We start from the raw sequence: 18,964 nt of genomic DNA, 5'->3' as shown, positions 1-18,964 counted from the left end.
GAGCCGATCGCGGCCGGCCTGGCCAGCGCCAGCGCGGCGGCCGCCACCGCCTTGAGCCAGTCGCGGCGCGCCGCGCCGGGCGCCGTCAGATCGGCATCGTCGCTGGGGAAATTCGGGTGCCCGTGTCGCATCGTCGTGTTGGTATCCGTGGTTCGGTTTGCGGTAGCGCGGCGGCCTGCCGGAAGCGGCCGGCCGGAGCGCCGATGGTAATCAAACCGGCCCGCAAGCCAAATCCGAATTGCTGCAATGCTTATCGAGACGATGCGATAGCGGCGGCAGGACGATCAGGCGATCGTCAGCGTGACGGGCGGCAGCCCGGCGATCTCGCCGATCGCCACGCCGCTGCCCGCAGCGCGCACGAGGCCCACGTAGGTGCCGGTGGTCAGGATCTGATCCGGCGTGATGGCGGTGCGGCGCGCCACGGTGACGTGATTGACGAGCCACGGCAGCAGCCGGCGCGGGTCGCCGGCCGGGTTGCCCGGCGTGCCCGCGAACAGCGGCTGGCCGTTGAACGTGAACGACAGCGGCGGCGCGACGAACGGCAGGTCGTCGCGATACGCCACGAACTCGCCGGACGCCAGCGCCGCGTGACTCAGCAGGTCGGCCAGTTGGGCCAGACGATCGACATCGGGATGCTTCGCGAAGCGGCTGCCCACCACCTCGATGGTCGCGCCCACCCCCGCGATCGCGCCGAGCACCTCGGCGTCCGAATAGGCCGTGTCGCTCGGCTCGAAGCGGCGGCCGAGCCGGAACGCGATCTCCAGTTCCAGCCCGAACGGACGGCCCGCGTTGGCCGTGTAGACCGAGGTATCGCCCTGCGTCACGCCGTGCGCCGGCAGCGGCGCAGCCTGCGCCGGGCCGTCCGGCGTTTTCGCGCCGACTTTCCAGCCGCCGATCGCGCCGCCGAGCGCCTCGACCAGCACGTGCTGCTGGTCGTAGGCCGCGTTCGCGTCGGCCGGCGTGACGCCTTCGGGCAGCGTGTCGATCTGCGTGTGGTGCGTGTGCGCCTGCGCGAGCAGGCGGCCAAGGGAAAGGGAGTCGTTCATCGCGGTCGGTGGTTCCGAGAAAGAGGACAGGCGGACAAGCCGGGGCGCACGACGCGGGCCGTGCGGATCGCCGCGCCCGCGCCACGCGCGTCAACGCCACATGCTACCGGCGATTGGCCGACTCCGCCGCTGCTGCGGGGCGCGGGGTTCCGCCCGCGCCCCGGCTCAGAACCGGTAACCGAGCGAGGCGAACGTGGTCCACTCGGTACGCCGCTCGGTCACCGGGCTGTTCGCCGCGAAGCGCTGCAGGCGGCCGAGCGTGGAATTGAGGGTGCCGACCCAGTGACGCGAGAAGTCGTGCGTCATGTAGAAATTCAGGTGCACGTCGCGCACGCCCGAGCCGGTCCCGTAGGTCGGCAGCCCCGACGATGCGCTCTCGGCCGGCGAGATGCCGAACAGCGTGCGCGTGTACGCGCCGTTGGCCCAGGTCAGCCCCGGCCCGATCGAGAACAGCCAGCCCTTGAGCGGCAGCGAGGCATACAGATCGGCGCTCGCCGTGGTGCCCTGCCCGTAGCCGACCACATCGCGATACACCGCCAATGCGCCCGTGAACGCCCACACGGTGTAGTCGGCGAACAGCTTGAGCTTCGGGCCGTCGTGCACGTCGGGCAGCCCGCGCAACCGGGGGTCGTCCTTCGCGTCGCGCGACTGGAAGTCGAAGCTGACCGCCATGCCGAGGTGGTAGTTCGGGTTCGACACGACGTTCCAGCCGAGCACGTCCGGCCCTTGCGAGAAGAAGCGGTCGCGGTAGGAAATGTCGAGCGCCGGAAACGGATAGGCCTTCAGGTGGCGCGAGCCCGGATATTGCGGCGCGACGTACACGCCCGGCCCGACGGTGATCTTCCACGGCGACGCGCTGGCGGTGGCGTCGGTATCGGAATCGGCTTGCGCGTGCGAGGCGAGCAACATGACGGCGGCCGCGCAGGCCGCCTTCGCGGGAATCGAAACTGGCTTCATTTATTTGGTCTTGCGGGCTACCGCCGCGAGCTGACGCAGCCGCCGCGCGAGCGCTTTCGACACGACGGGCGGCGACCCCGCGCCGGCGCCGTGCGCAATCTCGCTCTCACGCAGAAACAGCGCGGTTTCGCGCGCAACGATTTCCCGTTCGTTATCGGAAGTGATCATGTGATACGAATCGTCGAGCCAGATGGTGCGCAAAAAGCTCGCGCCGATCCGGTCGATGATGGAATTCGGGTTGCGTGGGCTCGAGGTTTCGTCGTCGATCGCGTGGATCACGAGCGTGTCGTTCTCGATGCTTTCCACGCCCTTGCTGGCCTGGCGCGCGAGCCGGTTGGCCTGGTGCAGCGCCGGCAGCGAAATTTCCGACGGGCCGACCTCGCTGAACGAATCGCGCTCCATCGCGCGCGCGATCTTGGCGCGCAGCGCCTCGTTGCGCAGCCCGAACGGCTCGGCCTCGCGGTAGCGATAGCGATGGCGCAGCGGCGTGTAATACGCCAGATCGAGGATGAAGCGATACCAGGGGATCGCCCAGCCGTTGTAGGTCAATGTCAGCGACAGCAGCGCCAGCGCCTGCGCGCCCGGCCGCTCGCGGATCAGCCGCAGCGCGAGCGCGCCGCCGATCGACAGCCCGCAGATCGACACGCGCTCGTAGCGCGCGGCCAGCGCATCGTACTCGCGCACCGCGCCCTCCAGCCAGCGCTCCATCGGCAGCTCGGTCGAGCCGGCGCTGTAGCCCTCGATCACGGGCGCGCTGATCGTGAAGCCTTCGTCGTGCAGATAACGCGCCAGATAGCGCAGTTCGAGCGGAGAGCTGGACAGCCCGTGCAGCAGCAGCACCGCGTGGCCGTCGCCTTCGTTGAAGATGGGCGCGGCGCCCGACGGGCGCGCGGCCTGGCCGATGTCGTTCGCGTTCATCTCAAGCCTCCTGCGGCGTCGTGCGCAGCACCAGGAAATCGCCGGCATGCGTGGTGAAGCGCTCGCACACGCACTGCGTCAGCCGGAAATCGCCGGCCTGCGCCGACACCTGCATGCGCACGCGATGGCTGCCGGCCGACAGCGTGTGCGACACGCGCGTCGCATCGTCGGGATGCACTTCCTGGAACAGCCGGCCGGGGGCGACCTCGCCATCGAACGGCAGCGGCGCGTCGACGCTCTGGCCGACCTGCGCACGCTGCATCGCGTCGCGCGCGAGCGCCTTGATGAGAATCAGGTCCTGCTGGTGCTGCGCCAAGTGGCGCAACAGGCGGTGGGTTTCGTCGACGGCGCGGCGCGCCAGCGCGCGCTCGTTGTCCTGGCGCAGCAGCATCTCGTAGCGCGACTGCGCCACCGCCGTGACGAGTTGGGCGCGATACTGCGCGCGGCGCAGCCGTTCGACCAGCACGATCACCAGCAGCGTGACGAGCGGATAGGACACCAGCAGCACCACATCGCCACGCGTGATGGTGGTGACCGCATCGATCGAGCCGTACGGCGGCACAAACAGGAAATCGGCGATCGCGAGGCCGAGCAGCATGACCGTCAGCGCCGGCGCGAGGCCCAGATAGTATTCGACGAGCACGGCCGCGATCGCGAACGCGGTGCCGGGCATGATCGGGCCGAGCAGTGGATGCAGGGACAGCCGCACCGCGATCGCGAGCGACAGCGCGCCGGCCGCAGTGGCCCAGCGCCGCATGCCGGCTGGCGCCCACAGACTCGCATTTCGAACTTTCATGGTTCTCGGATCGTGCAAAAACGCTGGAATGGTACCGAGTTTCGTCTGGATTTTGGCAAACACGACACGATGTTTTTCAAACACTGGGAAGTGGCGCAGCTTGCCTCATGCGTTGACACGTCATCGTCATTTTTTGTGTCGTTTTGCATCGATGCCGCCGGCCGGGTGCGTGGCGATGGCCACGCCGCCGGGCGTTGCGGCGCAACATGTTGCGTCCGCATCCGGTTGCCGCAAGCATGGCGGGCGCGCAGCCACCGGCGCGAGCAAGCCGCGTGCGCGGCCAGCCCGCGGTGCGTTCACACACTTACATCCCGTCGATCGGCGTGACGTCCGGCCCGAACACCACGCAGCCGAACGCGAAACGGCCGGTCGTCCCGGCCAGCGCGCCCGCGAACCGCGCGGACGGCAAGCGGTGCGCCCCCGGCAGATAGGTGCTGCCCGGCTCGGCCAGCGCCTCGGCCTGCAGCTTCGAAAGCGGTGCGGCCCAGTGCAGGTAGCTGGCGTGGAAGCCCGCGGCGTGGCCGTCTTCCATGTTGTTGCCGATGTCGAGCCCGGCCGGCACGGCCGACGGCATCGGCACCAGCCGGCGCGCGGCGGCGAAGGCGGCCAGTTCGCCGGTGGTTTCGGCGTAGACGGTCAGGTCGTAATCGACTTCGGTGTCGCCGCTTTGCTGCCGCGACAGATGCAGTTGAGTCACGGGCAAGCCCTCGATCGCAACCGGGCGCGGAAAGCGCACGCGCATTTCCTCCCAGCGATCGGCCGGCGCGTCGCGGCCGGCGTCCACCACCACGCTGCCGTCATGCGCATAGCCGACAAACGCCATGCCCACGCCACGCCAGGCGGTACGCTCGGCCGGTGACGGCCAGTGCGCGCCAGGCGCGCAGCTCAGCATCGACTGGAACCGCGACGCCGCGAGATCGACGCCGTCGGCCCGCGCCGGGCGCGCCGCCAGCGACAGCGCCAAGGTCGCGGCCAACGCCGCGAAGACGGCCGCCGCGCGCCCCCGCCGGTCGGCCGGCCCCGCAGGCCCCGCCGCTAAACGACGCGACACGGCCGGCGCCGGACGCGCAAGGCGCGTGGCGCCGGAAAAAAGGGGACGGCACGAGTGATTCATCGATGCAGCGAACGCTGCGCTCCTTCGGTGTACCCGCCACGAGCTGGCACAGCGCGGCGGGGTCTGGCCCAGCATCATGCCGACAAGCGCGCGGCTTGCCAAGCGCCATGCGCGGGACGAGGCGGGCCGCCGGCATTGCCTCGCAGGCCGGTTGCAGGCCGGTCGCGGGCCGCAACGACACAATCGACCGGCCCTGCGGGAACGGCGCGGTCTGATTCCCGCCGCCGCGCGCTCACAGCATGCTGCGCGGCCGTGTCATCGTGCCGTCGGCGAAACGGCGTGCGCGGAACGCGCCGAGGTCGAGCGACGGCTGCCCCGCATCGACGATCTCGGCCAGCAGCCGCCCGACGATCGGCCCCATCGCGAAGCCGTGGCCGCAGAAGCCGGTGGCGATCGCCAGGCCCCGCACCGCGTCGGGCGCGTCGATCACCGGGATGCCGTCGGGCAGCACGTCGATCAGGCCGGCCCAGGTTTCCACGGCCTGCGCGGCGGCCAGGGCCGGGAAGATCGCCTTGAGCCGCGCCAGCGCGCGCGGCCCCTGCGCCGGATTCGGGCGCGGCTGCGGATCGCGCGGCTCGATCGCGTCGTAGCCGCCCGACAGCCGGCGACGCAGGTCGGCCAGCAGCGCGCCGTCCACCCGCACGCGGAACTTCTCGCGATGCTTCCAGAACTCCGGCAGATACATCGACAGCCCGCGCAGATGGCCGAACGTGAAATCGAGGTCGACGGTCATGTCGTCGGCCAGGTTGATCGCGCCGTCCGCGCGCTGGCGGATGCCGAGCCCGTGGCCCCAGATCGTCGCGGCCGAGACGGCCGGCAGCGCGTTGGTGCGGATGCAGGTGCCACGCACGGTTTGCTGCGGCAGGCGAATGCCCACGCCGTCGAGCAACCGGAAGCTGGTCGCGCCGGCCGCGCAGATCACCCGCGTGGCCTTCACGAAACCGCGCTCGGTCACCACGCCCGTCACCGCGCCATTCGCCGTCTCGATCGATGCCACGCCGCAGCCGTCGAAGAAGCGCGCGCCCAGCTCGATCGCCTTCGCGGCGAAGGCCGGCGCGGCGCGCCGCGGCTCGGCCTGGCCGTCGGTGGCGGTGTAAAGGCCGCCCTTCACCGGCGCGGACAGCCCGTTCACCTGGCGGCCCACCTCGTCGCGCGACAGCATGCGCGTATCGAGCCCGTGCTCGCGGGCCGTGTCGAGCCAGGCCGTATAGGTGGCGTGATCCTCGTCGTTGTCGGCCAGATAGAGGCAGCCGCCCTGCCGCCATTCGAGATCCGCGCCAAGCTCCTGTTCAAGCCCTTCCCAGATCCGCATGCCGGCCATCATCAGCGGCACCTCGGCCGATTCGCGGCCCTGCTGGCGCACGAAGCCCCAGGCGCGCGTGGATTGCTGGCCCGCGATGCGCGACTTGTCGAACACCACGGCCTTCAGGCCGCGTCGCGCCAGATAGTAGGCGGCGGCGCAGCCCATGATGCCGGCGCCGACGATCACGACGTCGGCCTCGGCGGGAAACGGTGCGTCGGCGCGCGAAAACGCGCGATGGAGTGGATAGGTGGTGGTCATGCGGGCGTTAGGAGAATCAGTGACGACGAAGCCGATCGGCCAAAAAGGGCAAATCAGCGCGCCATTCTACCGGCGGCGGTGCGCACCGTTATGCGTCCGAAAAAGGGCGGCGCGCACGCCGGCGACAACCGCACACCACACATCGTCATACAGCCGTGGCACGCTGCGTACCATGCGACGTGTGCCAACGCGCGCAATGCATCGCGCGGCCGGCGCCGGAGACGGCCGGATCGCGCGCTCAACCGCTTGGCCGAGGGCGTCAAGTAGCCGCCGGAAACGTTTACACAAAACTTCACGATCGACCGGAATCCGCGCCCGACGCGACATCCGGCAAAGTTTGGTTACAGCTTTCTCATTCGCCGGTGTAAATGTCGGCGGAGCACTTTCCAATTTGCGGTAAAGTTAACGTTTGCGTGCGTGGCCGGTCGGCTCGCTCTACTACAAGCGGCTTCGTCCGTCAGACCCAAACGTCGTACAGCAACATTTTCGACCCGATCGCACCCGCAGCATGGCCAACGAAGCAGTGACCACGGATTCCCTCGCCGTCGCCGAACGCGTGCGCGAGTTGATGAGCCGCAACGGCATAGGAAAACGGCAGCAGACCACCGAGCTGTGCCGCATTCTCGATCTCAGTTTTTCCCAAGGGCATCGCAAGCTGCGTGGCAGCAGCCCCTGGACCCTCTCCCAGATCCGCAAGGTCGCCGAAGCCTATGGCGAGCCGGCCGCGCAGTTGTTCGGCGCGCAGTCGCTCGACCCCGGCATGGTCGGCGCGAGCGCGCACGACGCCGTGCTGTTCGCCGGCGTGACCGAAATCCCCTGCACCGTCTGGATCGGCGCGCTGCTCGAACCGGGCGCGCGGCCCGAATTCGTCGCCTACGAGCATCAGGGCCGCTGGCGCGTGCTGCGCCACACCGGCGTGCTCTATCAAAGCGCCTACGACGTCCACAAGATCGAGATCTACCCGCGCCGCGCCGAAAGCGACCGGATGCTGGTGGCCGTGATCGATCCCGACCGCGTGGCCGCCGATGCCGTGTGCCGCCATCTCGACGAGCAAGGCTTCGCCACCGCGCATTTCGAGCGCCTGCCCACCTTCCTCGATGCCCTGCAAAGCCAGGCGTTCGACGCCGTGCTGACCGAATGGCTGGTGGAAGGCCGCCCCGCCATCTCGGCGATCCGCGCCGTGCGCACCTCGGACAACCCGGGCGCACCGATCTTCGTGCTGACCGGCGCCCTGCTGTCGGGCCAGGCCAGCGAGGCCGAGATCAGCGACGTGATGCGCACGTTCGACGTGGCCTGCTACGAGAAGCCAGGCCGGCTCGGCCTGCTCTGCGCCGATCTGGCCAAGCGGCTCGCGCGCGCCTGAACGCACACAGCTGAACGCGCGCCGGGCATCGCGTCCGGTCATGCGCGCAGCGGGCCACCACGCGGCGGCACCGCCAGGCTGACCGGGATTGCAGACCGGGACAGCACCGCAACACGCTGCGACAGGCCGCCACGCCGGCCATGCGCCTGCGTACAATAGCCGGCGCCCTCCCCTCCGAGTCCCTTCATGGCCCGCATCATCCCCGACGACTGGCAAAGCCTGGCCGCCACCGGCGCCGCGCAACGCGAGCGCGACACGCTCGCGATGCTCGAACACGCGCTGCCCGCCGCGTACATCGTGTATCACGGTGTCCACTGGACCCGCCCCGATCATCATTTCTCGGTATTCGGCGAGGCCGATTTCGTGGTGGTGAGCCCGTCCGGCCGCGTGCTGCTGGTCGAGCAGAAGGCCGGCTTCCTGCGCGAGACGCCGAAGGGGCTGGCCAAGGTCTACATGAAGACCGAGCGCAACGTGGCGATCCAGCTCGCGCACATGCAGGAAACGCTGCACCGCCGCCTGACCGCCGCGTTCGGCGCCGGCGAATACGGCGTGGATGCGCTGCTCTACTGCCCCGATCACACCGTGGCGAACCCGGCGATCGCCGGGCTGCCGCCCGAGCGGATCGTCGACGCCTCGCGCCGCGACCAGCTCGCCGCCGTGATCGCGAGCCTGCTGCCCGAGGACGAACCGCCGTTCGCGAGCGCCGCCAAGATCCACCACTTCCTGTCCGACGAGCTGTCGCTCGCGCCCGACACCAGCGCGCTGGTCGGTCAGGCCGACACGCTCGTCACGCGGCTGTCGGCAGGCCTCGCCACCTGGGCACGCCGCCTGGAAATCGAGCCGTTCCGCCTGCGCGTGATCGCCACCGCCGGCTCGGGCAAGACCCAGCTCGCGGTGCGCGTGATGCGCGACGCCGTGGCGGCCGGCAAGCGCGTGCTCTATGTGTGCTTCAACCGCCCGCTGGCCGATTCGATCAAGCGCGTCGCGCCCGACGGCGCGACCATCGCCAACTACCACCAGTTCTGCGATTCGGTGTTGCGCGACGCGGGCCACACGCCCGATTTCAGCGAACCCGATGCGTTCGCGCGCCTGGAGGCGCGCTTCGCCGACACCCCGGTGCCGGAACGCTGGCATGTGGATGTGCTGATCGTCGACGAGGGTCAGGATTTCCAGCCGGCGTGGGCCGCCGCGCTCGGTCGCGTGTTGAGCCCCGGCGGCGCGTGGTGGTGGCTGGAGGACCCGTTGCAGGCGCTCTATTCGCGCGACGACGTGCCGTTCGACGGCTGGGTCACGCTGCGCGAGCTGACCAACTACCGCAGCCCGCGCGACGTGCTGCATTACCTGCGCAACGTGGTGGGGGAATTCGAGCCGCTCGCGGCCGAGTTGAAATCGGGCAGCCCGTTCGACGATTCGGGCGTGACGTTCAATGCCTACGACGACGGCGACGTCACCGGCGAGGCCTGCATCGACGCCACCAAGCGCGCCATCACACAGGCGCTGTCGCTGGGTTTCCGCAAGCAGGACATCGCGGTGCTGTCGTATCGCGGCCGCGAGCATTCGGTATTTACGCCGCTCGATCAGCTCGGACCGCACCGCGTGCGCCGCTTCACCGGCAAGTACGACCTGTTCGGCACGCCCGAATATCAGGACGGCGACGTGCTGCTCGATTCGATCTACCGTTTCAAGGGGCAGGCCGCGCCGTGCGTGATCCTGACCGAAGTGGATTTCGAGGGCTTCGACGCGCGCGCGGCGCGCAAGCTGTTCGTCGGCGCCACGCGCGCGACGATGAAACTGATCGTGGTGGCGTCGGAACGTGCGGCGGCCCGGATCGCGCCGGCCGAATGAGGCTCGGCTAAAGCCCGAACAGGGCAGCGCGTCATTCGTCACGCGCTTCGGGCTTGCCGCCTGTTTGCTTCCTGCCTTAACTCAACATCACTCAACGTCAACCTCAGGCCACGCGGAACGCGCGCACCGCGTCGCGCAGCCCGTCGGCCTGCTCCTCCAGCGCCGCCGCGGCCGCCGCGGCCTGCTCGACCAACGCGGCGTTCTGCTGCGACACCTCGTCCATCTGCGACACCGCACGGCTGACCTGCTCGATGCCGTCGCGCTGCTCGTCGGACGCCGTGGCGATCGCCGCCATGCTGTCGTTGACGCGCGTGATCGCCTCGCGAATCTCGCTCATCGTGTTGCCGGCGGTGCCGACCAGCCGCGAGCCGGCCGCCACGCGCTCGACCGATTCGCCGATCAGCGCGCGGATCTCCTTGGCCGCCGTGGCCGAACGCTGCGCCAGCGTGCGCACCTCGCCCGCCACCACCGCGAAGCCGCGCCCCTGCTCGCCGGCGCGCGCCGCTTCCACCGCCGCGTTCAACGCCAGGATGTTGGTCTGGAACGCGATGCCCTCGATCGTGCCGATGATGTCGGCCACGCGCTGCGAGCTGCGATCGATGTCGTTCATGGTGCCGATCACCTCGCCCACCACCGTCGCGCCCTGCGAGGCGATGCGGCTCGCGTCGTCGGCCGATTCGCGCGCGTCGCGGGCGTGATCGGCGTTCTGGCGCACCGTGGTGGTCAGTTGCGTCATGCTGGCGGCCGTCTCCTCCAGCGCGGCGGCCTGCTCCTCGGTGCGTTGCGACAAATCGGTATTGCCGGCCGAGATCTGCCGCGTGGCCGTGGCGATCGATTCGGTGCCGTGCGAGACGCGCCGCACCGTGTCGGCCAGGTTGCGCTGCATGCGCGTGACGCCCGTCACCAGTTCGGCCATTTCGTCGCGCGAGGTCCAGGTCAGCTCGCGCGTCAGGTCGCCGTCGGACAGGCGGCGGAAGTGTTCGAGCAGCTCGGAGATCGGGCGCGAGATCGCGTAGTGCAGGCCGATCGCGCAACCGAGGCAGGCGGCCAGGCCGAACGCGATCGTGACCACCGACACCAGGCGCAGCAGCGAGAAGCTGTTCTGCGCGCCGTCATAGACAGTCTTGCCGCGCGCCATGCCGTACTTGTCGAGTTCGACGGAGGCCTTGCTCAACGCCACCGACAGCGCCGGGGAAGTTTTCATCATCAGTTGATCGGCCTGATCGGGATGGCCGTTGCGCATCGCGTCGATCATCGGCCGGATCGCCTGTGCGATGAACGCCGAGCGCGCCACGCCCACCGCATCGGCCAACTGCTGCTCGCCTTCGTGGCGCGGCAGCGCGCTGTAGTCCTGCCAGGCGCGGTCCGAGATCGCCAGATACGATTCGGCCTTGTTCAGCACCGAGGCCAGGTCCGGACGATCCGGGTGGAGGATCGCGCGGTCGAGCGTGGTGCGCACGATCGTCAGGTTCAGGTTCGCCGAGGCCAGCGCGGTTTGCGAGGCCAGTTGCGAGGCGTAGGCGTCCTTCAGTGCGTCGTTCGAATTCTGCATGCCGGCCAGGCCGATCACGCCCGTCACGCAGAGGATCAAGGCAGCCAGCGCGAGCGTCGAATAAAGGCGCGTGCGAATCGAAAAACGGGAAAACAGGGCGTTCATGGCGGACCGTCGACAGGGCTGATGGCGCTCGCGCGCACGGGAATTGCTGCCGGTGTTTACGGAAAAAACAGACAAAACTTGATATTGTGTTTTCCCTAATAAAGCAAAAATCGAAGGACGTTACGCAAAAGTTTGATCTCGCGCATAGTGGCGACTTCGGTACCTCTTCAGGCCCTTATGTCTCCTAGCGCTCACGCGAACCCGCATTGCAATTTCCGAAATACCGGCAGCGCCAACGCCCGCCGCTCGCGCGCGATCCGGCCCGGTGCCGGCCGCGACGCCGCAGTGCACCGCGTACTTCGCGACGATTTCACGCACACACGCTAAAATCCGCGCATGCCGACACCGACCTCGCCCTCTCCCGCCGAGCCGCCTTCCGACGGCACGATCTCCAACGAGTACACCGTCGACGAGCTGGCCCGCGTGACGGACACCACGGTGCGCAACGTGCGCGCGTACCAGGATCGCGGCCTGCTCACGCCGCCGCGCAAACGCGGCCGGGTCGGCATCTACGACGACACCCACGTCGCGCGACTCAAGGTGATCAACCATCTGCTCGCGCGCGGCTACACGCTGTCGAACATCCAGGATCTGATCAAGGCCATCGACGACGGCCACGACCTGCGCTCGATTCTCGGCCTCGAGAACGCGATCGGCGGACGCTGGTCGCACGAGCGTCCGAAAACCTATTCGCTGGCCGATCTGGTGTCGCTGTTCGGCCCGCAGACGCCGGCCTCGCTGCTGCGCGTGACCGAACTCGGGCTGCTCGAACGGCGCGGCCTGTCGTTCGTCGCGAAGACCCCGGCCCTGATCGAGGCGGCCGGCGCGCTGGCCCGCGAAGGCATTCCGGTGCGCGACCTGGTGGACGCGATGGCGATCGCGCGGCCGCACTTCGATGCCATCGCGCGCGTGCTGGTGGACCTGGTGGTGCGCCGGCTCGACCGCTACGACGAAGGTTCGCTGCCGCCCGCCACCGACGTGCCCGCGCTGGTCGATTCGATCTGGCGGCTGCGCCCGCTGTCGGCCACGTTCGTCGAGGCCGAGATGAACCGCGCGCTCGAAGCAGCCTCCGGCGATTATCTGGGCGGCCGCGTGGCGACCATCCTCGACAAGCGACTCAGCGACGAAGCCTCGCGCGGCGAAGCGCAACCGGCCGCCGATCCCCCCGGCAACACGCGCGGCAAGCGCTAGAAACCATAGTCGCGCCGCCGTCATATTGATATCGGCAATGCTTGGTTGGTCCGCGCGGATGCCCGTGCGACGATTTTTCGAATGCGGCGGCCCCCGATGCACGAGGGCCGCCGTTTTCGATGAATCGCGCCGTTCGGCGCCGCTCCGGAGATTGCCCGATGTCCTTCGCATCGCCCCGCCTCGCCCGCCTTTCGCGCTGGCTTCCCGCTACCCTGTTCGCCGCCGCCACGCTGATCTCCGCGACCGCCGCCCCCTCTGCCTGCGCGCAGGACGGCGGCGATCACGTGCTGCGGATCGGCTATCAGAAGGCAGGCCTGCTCGCGGTGGTCAAGGCGCAGGGCGCGCTCGACGCGAAGCTCAAGCCGCTCGGCTATGCGATCAAGTGGTTCGAATTCCCGGCCGGCCCGCAACTACTCGAAGCGCTCAACGCCAACAGCATCGATTTCGGCTACACCGGCGCGCCGCCGCCCGTGTTCGCGCAGGCCGGCGGCGTGCGCTTTGTTTACGTGGGCGCCGAGCCGCCCGCGCCGCACAACGAGGCGATCTTCGTGAAGGCCGGCTCGCCGATCCGCGACGTGGCCTCGCTGCGCGGCAAGAAGATCGCGCTGCAGAAAGGCTCCAGCTCGAACTACCTGCTGCTGGCCGCGCTGACCAAGGCCGGGCTGCGCTACGAAGACATCCACCCCGTGTATCTCGCGCCCGCCGACGCGCGCGCCGCGTTCGAGAGCGGCGACGTCGATGCGTGGGTGGTGTGGGACCCGTACTATGCCGCCGCGCAAAGCGCGCTGAAGGTGCGCACGCTGTCGGACTACACAGGGCTGGTGGCGTCGTACAACTTCTACGAGGCCACGCGCGATTTCGCCGGCTCGCACGCCGACATCGTCGGCGCGGTGCTGCGGCAGATCCGCGAGACGGGCCTGTGGGTCAACGCGCATCCGGCCGACACGGCCGCGATCATCGCGCCGAAGGTCGGCCTCGACACGGCGCTGGTGGAAACCTGGCTCAAGCGCGTGCCGTTCGGCGCGGTGCCGGTGAACGACAAGATCGTCGCCTCTCAGCAGGCCGTGGCCGATGCGTTCTACGGCGTCAAGCTGATCCCGCAGAAGCTCGACGTGGCCGCCAACGTGTGGCGCGATCCCGCGGTGGAAGCCGCGCTGGCGGCGAAGTAAGGCCGCACGACGTAACGCCGGCGTATGGGGCGGGTGACGGCCGCCCCTGATGCCTGCGCCCCCGATGCCTGCGCCCCTGATACCGGCGCCCCTTTTGCCGACGCCCCGCCCTTCGACTTCGGTGCGAGCGCGTCGCGTACCTGTCGATCATCGTCGCGCTCGCGCGGTTCGGGCCGACGATCTCTGCCTCCATCTCCATCTCCATCTCCACGCCGTGCCGGCGGAACGTGTTGACGCCGCGATGCGGCATTCAACCGGATGGGCCGTCGGCGCGCGAACGGGCTTGGCGCAAATGTCGAAGCGGCCCCTGCCCGCTCAACGGCCGAACTGCTGCCGCACGACGTTGTCGAGCGTATCGGCCAGCTTCGCGGCGTCCTCGCCGGGCAGGCCGATGCCGAATTCGTGGCGCACCGCGCGGCCGTCGATCAGATAAAGGCTCCAGGTCATGTCGGTGGACGACGTCGAGCGCATCGTGTGCAACGCGCCCCAGATCGCATCGGCATCCGAACGAATGCCGCGCAGTTGCCCCTCGCTCAACGCCGCGCCTTCCTGCGCGACGCGCTGCAAGGTGAAATTGCCGGCCGCGTCGCGCGAGGCGGCCGTGACCACCCGCGTGATGCGCCCGCTGTCGTAATCGACCACCAGCCACAGCGACTGCGGCGTCATGAAGCCGCCGCGCGCCAGCATCAGCCCGTGCGCGGGCGGGCGGATCGCCGTGACGATGAAATCCATCGCGCAATCCTGGCAGACATAGCCGGCCGGCAGCAGTTGCGCGCCGGTGGCGCCGGCCGGATGCACGACCGGCGCCGGTTGCGGGGTGCGCGGCGTGTCGGAGCCGGCGCAGGCGGACAGCAGCGCCGCAACGGTCAACGCGAGAACAATGACAGGACGCAAGCGTGCGCTCCTTCGGTGCATGACAGACGATCAAGGGGCGCGGCCGGCGCGGATTGCTACGCAAACGGCAACGCATGGCGCGCCATCATCGCATTGCCCCCGGCTCTCCGCAATGACGAAAGCAATCGGTAATAAATATTTAAATCGATAGAAAGACAACGCATGCGATTTGCACACGTTTAGCGCATTGCGAGAATGTCAATATCCGCTCGAATCGATTTCCCCAATCATTAATCTGAAAATCGTTTCTGTTTTTTTAATACCACGCTCGGGGTATTTCAACGCCATTTTTATTTTCGTCGTCCTATCATGCGGCCCATTGCCCGATCGTCATTCGAACGCCGCCACGCCCGCCCAGAAAGCCCGCCAGGCGTGGCACGCAGCGCCGTTTGATTTGCGTCGATTCACCTGAATCGATTACGCGCATCCACCGCGCGCAATGATTCCACCGGTCATTTCGGCAATCCGGCAACGTAGTCTCGCATTCCGCTATTCCCTATCGTCCCTTCTGGAGGCCATACGATGAAACCCACCCTGATCGCCGCCGCATTGTGCGGTGCGTTTGCCGTCACGACGTCCGCGCATGCGCAAAGCAGCGTCACGCTCTACGGCCTGATCGACACCGGCATCGTGTACACCAACAACCAGCTCGGCCACAGCGCCTGGCAGGAAAACAGCAGCTCGACGCAGAACACGGTGTTCGGCCTGAAGGGCAGCGAGGATCTCGGCGGCGGCCTGCATGCGGTGTTCAAGCTGGAACAGGGCTTCCTGCTCAACAACGGCGCGCAGGCGTTCTCGGGCGACGGGTTCGGCTCGCAGGCCTGGGTCGGCCTGCAGAGCGACCAGGCCGGCACGCTGACGCTCGGCCGCCAGTTCGACGTGATGAACGACCTGGTCGGGCCGCTGACCGCCGAGCTGAACACCTGGGGCGGCAGCATCGCCGCGCATCCGTTCGAGAACGACAACCTCGCCGCGAACTCGGTGGTGGTCAACAACACCGTGAAGTACGCGAGCCCCACCTGGAACGGCCTGACGTTCGAAACCATGTACGGCTTCAGCAACAAGGCCGGCAGCTTCGCCAACAACCGCGCGTACGGCTTCGCGCTGTCGTACGCGCAAGGCCCCGTGAATCTCGCGGCCGGCTACCTGCAGTTCAGCAACGCGGGCAATGCGGCCGGCGCGATCACGTCGAGCGACGCCAGCGCGAACTTCGTCTCGCAGCGCCAGCGGATCTGGTCGCTCGGCGGCAACTACACGTTCGGGGCGGCCACCGTCGGCCTGGTCTGGAGCCACACGCAGATCGACAACGCCACCGGCGTGTTCTCGTTCGGCACCGGCAGCTACCTCGGCTCGGGCGACAGTTCGGCGGGCAGCCTGAACGGCACGCTGCGCCTCGACAACTACGAAGTGAACGGCAAGTACGCGCTGACCCCGGCGTTGAGCGTGTCGGGCGCCTACACCTACACGCGCGGCGCCTACAACGGCGCGTCGCCGGGCTGGAACACGGCGATGCTGCAGACCGATTACGCACTCAGCAAGCGCACCGACATCTACCTGGAAGGCGTGTTCCAGAACGTGCACGGCGCGCCGGCCGGCTCGGTGCTGTCGCATGCGATGATCAACACGCTGTCGCCGTCGTCGACCGACAAGCAGGTGGCCGTCACGGCCGGCCTGCGGCATACGTTCTGATGCGGGTGGTTTAAGCATGGCCGCCGGCTCGCAGGCCGGCGGCCCTGCGTGCTGCGTGCTGCGTGCTGCGTGCTGCGTGCTGCGTGCTGCTTGCTGCGTGCTGCTTGCTGCTTGCCTGCCTGCCTGCGGCGTAAAACGGCCTCGTCGGCGAGATGGCAAACGGCCTCGCGCCCGACCTCATCAACGCCCTCACGACGGGCCTCGCCACCCGTCCGATCAGCAGCACGCGGCCCGACAAGCCCGGACTCAACCGATCTCAATCGGCCTTCGACAACACCGTCTTGTCCGCGCCGACCACCAGCAGCACCTCCGCCTGCTGCGCGCCCAACGAGCGAATCCGGTGCGGGATGCGCGCATTGAAGTGCACCGCATCGCCGACCGACAGCGTCACCTTGTGATCGGCGAAATCGATCTCGACCTTGCCGCGGTGCACGAACAGGAACTCCTCGCCTTCGTGCTCCTTGTAATCCGACGCCTCGAATTCCGCCGGCGGCGAGATCATGAACGGCACCAGCCCCGCATGGCCGCCGCGCGGCGAGAGGATTGCGTAGCGCGGCTGATCGGCGTTGCCGCCGTCCTCCCCGCCCTGCGCGACCGGCACACGGTCCGCCACGCGCACCACCGTCACCGGCTCCTCGCCCTGCGCGACCGAAAACAACTGGTTCACGTCCACGCTCAACGCGCCGGCCAGCTTCATCGCCGTGGCGATCGACGGCGTGTTCAGGCCGCGCTCGACCTTCGACAGATAGCTCTTGGTCAGCGCCGTGCGGTCCGCCAGATCCTGCAGGCTCAGGCCCAACTGCTTGCGCAACATTTTCAAACGAATCGCGAGCACCGATATTTCCCCAAATTTTCCCGAACCGATATGACACATCGTGTCATATACTACACGTCGTCAACTTCCTGCCCTGCACGGCAGGTCGGTCACACCCTGAATGATTGATCGCCAGGAGGCGCGTCATGCCCGACACACTGAACCTCACGAAGTCCGAAATCGTTGCCCGCTCGCAGGCGCTGATGAACGCCGAACTCGCCGAGCAGCGCTGGACCCCGCGCCAGAAGCTCGCGCTCACCTGCCGGATTCTATTCGATGGGGGCCACGATTCGGGCCTGGCCGGACAGATCACCTGCCGCGCGGAAGACACCGACACGTTCTACACCCAGCCGCTCGGCCAGGGCTTCGACGAAATCACGCACGATGGCCTGCTGCGCGTCGATCAGGACCTGAAGACGCTCGACGGCAAGGGCATCCCGAACCCGGCGAACCGCTTCCACACCTGGGTGTATCGCGCGCGGCCGGACGTCAACTGCATCATCCATACGCATCCGCTCTACGTGTCGGCGCTGTCGATGCTCGAAACGCCGCTGGTGGTGTCGCACATGGACATGACGCCGCTTTACGACGATTGCGCGTTCCTGGCCAAGTGGCCCGGCATCCCGGTCGGCAACGAGGAAGGCGAGCTCATCTCGAGCGCACTCGGCAGCAAGCGCGCGATCCTGCTTGCGCACCACGGCATGCTCGTGACCGGCAAGACGGTCGAGGAAGCCTGCCTGCTCGCGCTGCTGATGGAGCGCGCCGCGCGCCTGCAACTGATCGCCATGCAGGCCGGCACGATCCAGCCGATTCCGGCGCCGCTGGCCAACGAGGCGCACGACTGGACCTCGACGCCCAAGCGCCACGCCGTGACGTTCGACTATTACGCGCGCCGCGCGCTGCGCCACCACCCCGATTGCCTCGGCTAAACCGGGTGTCGACGCCTCGACGCCTTGTCCGATTCATTCGCCCCGATTAGCCCCGATTAGCCCCATTCGTCCCATTCGCTCGATAGCCAGTCAGTCAGGAGTCCACATGTCCCAACCGCAATTCGCCGGCATCATCGCCTACCCGATCACGCCGTTCACGGCGAACGACACCCTCGACCTCCCCGCGCTGCGCGCCGGCATCGACCGCCTGGTCGACAGCGGCGTGCATGCGATCGCCCCGCTCGGCAGCACCGGCGAAAGCGCCTATCTGAGCGAGGACGAATGGAACGAGGCGGCCGAGGCATCGATCGGCCAGGTCGCCCGGCGCGTGCCGGTGGTGGTCGGCATTTCCGACCTGACCACGCGCAACGCGATCCGCCGCGCGCGGTTCGCCGAGCAGGCCGGCGCCGACGCGGTGATGGTGCTGCCGATCTCGTACTGGAAGCTCGCCGAGCAGGAGATCTTCGATCACTACGCCGCGATCGCCGCCTCGGTCGGGACGCCGATCATGGTCTACAACAACCCGGCGACCAGCGGCGTCGACATGAGCCCGCAACTGATCGCGCGGCTCGTGCGCGAGATCGACAACGTCACGATGGTCAAGGAAAGCACCGGCGACATCCAGCGCATGCACACGCTGCGCGAGCTGTCGAACGGCGAGATTCCGTTCTACAACGGCTGCAACCCGCTCGCGCTCGAAGCGTTCTGCGCCGGCGCGACCGGCTGGTGCACGGCCGCGCCGTGCCTGATTCCCGAGCTGACGCTGGCGCTCTACCGCGCGACGCAGCAAGGCGCGCTGGCCGAGGCGCGCGCGCTGTTCTACCGGCAACTGCCGGTGCTGAACTTCATCCTGAAGGGCGGCCTGCCGACCACCGTCAAGGCCGGGCTCAGGCTGCAAGGGCACGACGTCGGCGCGCCGCGCCGCCCGCTGCAAGCGTTGTCGGCCGAGCAGACCGAGCGGCTGGCCGGGCTGTTGAAGGCGGTGGCGTAACGCGGCTGGGCTGGGCTGGGCTGGGCTGGG

At 68.3% G+C, this 18,964-nt stretch carries 16 protein-coding genes; 7 read left to right on the top strand and 9 right to left on the bottom strand.

The genetic code is table 11. The features are described 5' to 3' along the window. Positions 1-284: 284 nt before the first annotated feature. The 6 genes from ACYP33_RS09145 to ACYP33_RS09120 form a co-directional block, all read right to left on the bottom strand. On the bottom strand, positions 285-1,046 hold the full coding sequence (locus ACYP33_RS09145) for a 2-keto-4-pentenoate hydratase (protein ID WP_459621142.1): 762 nt from the start codon (positions 1,044-1,046) through the stop codon (positions 285-287). 165 nt (positions 1,047-1,211) lie between these two features. Next, positions 1,212-2,003 carry a MipA/OmpV family protein gene (locus ACYP33_RS09140; protein WP_414439491.1) on the bottom strand — a complete coding sequence of 264 codons (792 nt, stop codon included), beginning with the start codon at positions 2,001-2,003 and terminating at the stop codon, positions 1,212-1,214. After that, complete coding sequence (locus ACYP33_RS09135; RefSeq protein ID WP_414447333.1) at positions 2,004-2,921, bottom strand: alpha/beta hydrolase; 918 nt, start codon at positions 2,919-2,921, stop codon at positions 2,004-2,006. 1 nt (position 2,922) lies between these two features. Next, entirely contained in the window at positions 2,923-3,717 is a 795-nt protein-coding gene (locus ACYP33_RS09130) for a DUF4118 domain-containing protein (RefSeq protein ID WP_459621139.1), read from the bottom strand. A gap of 304 nt (positions 3,718-4,021) precedes the next feature. Then, complete coding sequence (locus ACYP33_RS09125; RefSeq protein ID WP_459621137.1) at positions 4,022-4,768, bottom strand: hypothetical protein; 747 nt, start codon at positions 4,766-4,768, stop codon at positions 4,022-4,024. 295 nt (positions 4,769-5,063) lie between these two features. Further along, a complete protein-coding gene (locus ACYP33_RS09120; protein ID WP_459621135.1) occupies positions 5,064-6,392 on the bottom strand; it encodes an NAD(P)/FAD-dependent oxidoreductase in 1,329 nt (442 codons plus the stop codon). Positions 6,393-6,900: 508 nt separating this feature from the next. Between ACYP33_RS09120 and ACYP33_RS09115 the strand changes: the two genes are divergently transcribed. Together ACYP33_RS09115 and ACYP33_RS09110 are read left to right on the top strand one after the other, a co-directional pair. Further along, positions 6,901-7,755, top strand: coding sequence for a helix-turn-helix domain-containing protein (locus tag ACYP33_RS09115; RefSeq protein WP_414439496.1), 855 nt, complete (start codon positions 6,901-6,903; stop codon positions 7,753-7,755). 186 nt (positions 7,756-7,941) lie between these two features. Beyond that, positions 7,942-9,600 (top strand): ATP-binding domain-containing protein, encoded by a 1,659-nt coding sequence (locus tag ACYP33_RS09110; RefSeq protein WP_459621132.1) that lies wholly within the window; start codon positions 7,942-7,944, stop codon positions 9,598-9,600. 103 nt (positions 9,601-9,703) lie between these two features. Here ACYP33_RS09110 and ACYP33_RS09105 read toward each other — a convergent pair whose 3' ends face one another. Beyond that, positions 9,704-11,257 (bottom strand): methyl-accepting chemotaxis protein, encoded by a 1,554-nt coding sequence (locus ACYP33_RS09105; RefSeq protein ID WP_459621130.1) that lies wholly within the window; start codon positions 11,255-11,257, stop codon positions 9,704-9,706. A gap of 336 nt (positions 11,258-11,593) precedes the next feature. Between ACYP33_RS09105 and ACYP33_RS09100 the strand changes: the two genes are divergently transcribed. Further along, positions 11,594-12,448: a MerR family transcriptional regulator gene (locus ACYP33_RS09100; protein WP_414447327.1), complete on the top strand. Its 855-nt coding sequence runs from the start codon at positions 11,594-11,596 to the stop codon at positions 12,446-12,448. 158 nt (positions 12,449-12,606) lie between these two features. Further along, positions 12,607-13,617 carry a sulfonate ABC transporter substrate-binding protein gene (locus tag ACYP33_RS09095; protein ID WP_459621128.1) on the top strand — a complete coding sequence of 337 codons (1,011 nt, stop codon included), beginning with the start codon at positions 12,607-12,609 and terminating at the stop codon, positions 13,615-13,617. A 315-nt stretch (positions 13,618-13,932) separates the two neighbouring features. Here the strand turns inward: ACYP33_RS09095 and ACYP33_RS09090 are convergent, their stop codons facing one another. Then, the gene (locus tag ACYP33_RS09090) at positions 13,933-14,511 is read right to left on the bottom strand and encodes a hypothetical protein (protein WP_459621126.1); all 579 of its coding nucleotides are present in this window, start codon (positions 14,509-14,511) and stop codon (positions 13,933-13,935) included. Positions 14,512-15,033: 522 nt separating this feature from the next. Between ACYP33_RS09090 and ACYP33_RS09085 the strand changes: the two genes are divergently transcribed. Further along, positions 15,034-16,200, top strand: a complete 1,167-nt coding sequence (locus ACYP33_RS09085) for a porin (RefSeq protein WP_414439502.1) — start codon at positions 15,034-15,036, stop codon at positions 16,198-16,200. 256 nt (positions 16,201-16,456) lie between these two features. Here ACYP33_RS09085 and ACYP33_RS09080 read toward each other — a convergent pair whose 3' ends face one another. Continuing rightward, a complete protein-coding gene (locus ACYP33_RS09080; protein ID WP_459621124.1) occupies positions 16,457-17,074 on the bottom strand; it encodes a helix-turn-helix domain-containing protein in 618 nt (205 codons plus the stop codon). An 86-nt stretch (positions 17,075-17,160) separates the two neighbouring features. Here ACYP33_RS09080 and ACYP33_RS09075 point away from each other — a divergent pair, with 86 nt between their 5' ends. Then, a complete protein-coding gene (locus tag ACYP33_RS09075; protein ID WP_459621122.1) occupies positions 17,161-17,943 on the top strand; it encodes an aldolase in 783 nt (260 codons plus the stop codon). A gap of 106 nt (positions 17,944-18,049) precedes the next feature. Beyond that, positions 18,050-18,934 carry a dihydrodipicolinate synthase family protein gene (locus ACYP33_RS09070; RefSeq protein WP_459621120.1) on the top strand — a complete coding sequence of 295 codons (885 nt, stop codon included), beginning with the start codon at positions 18,050-18,052 and terminating at the stop codon, positions 18,932-18,934. Positions 18,935-18,964: the final 30 nt, after the last annotated feature.

The sequence above is a fragment of the Burkholderia sp. 3C genome, from assembly GCF_054589155.1.
The sequence above is the reverse complement of the archived record's forward strand: the minus strand, read 5'-3'. Positions and strand labels throughout refer to the sequence as shown.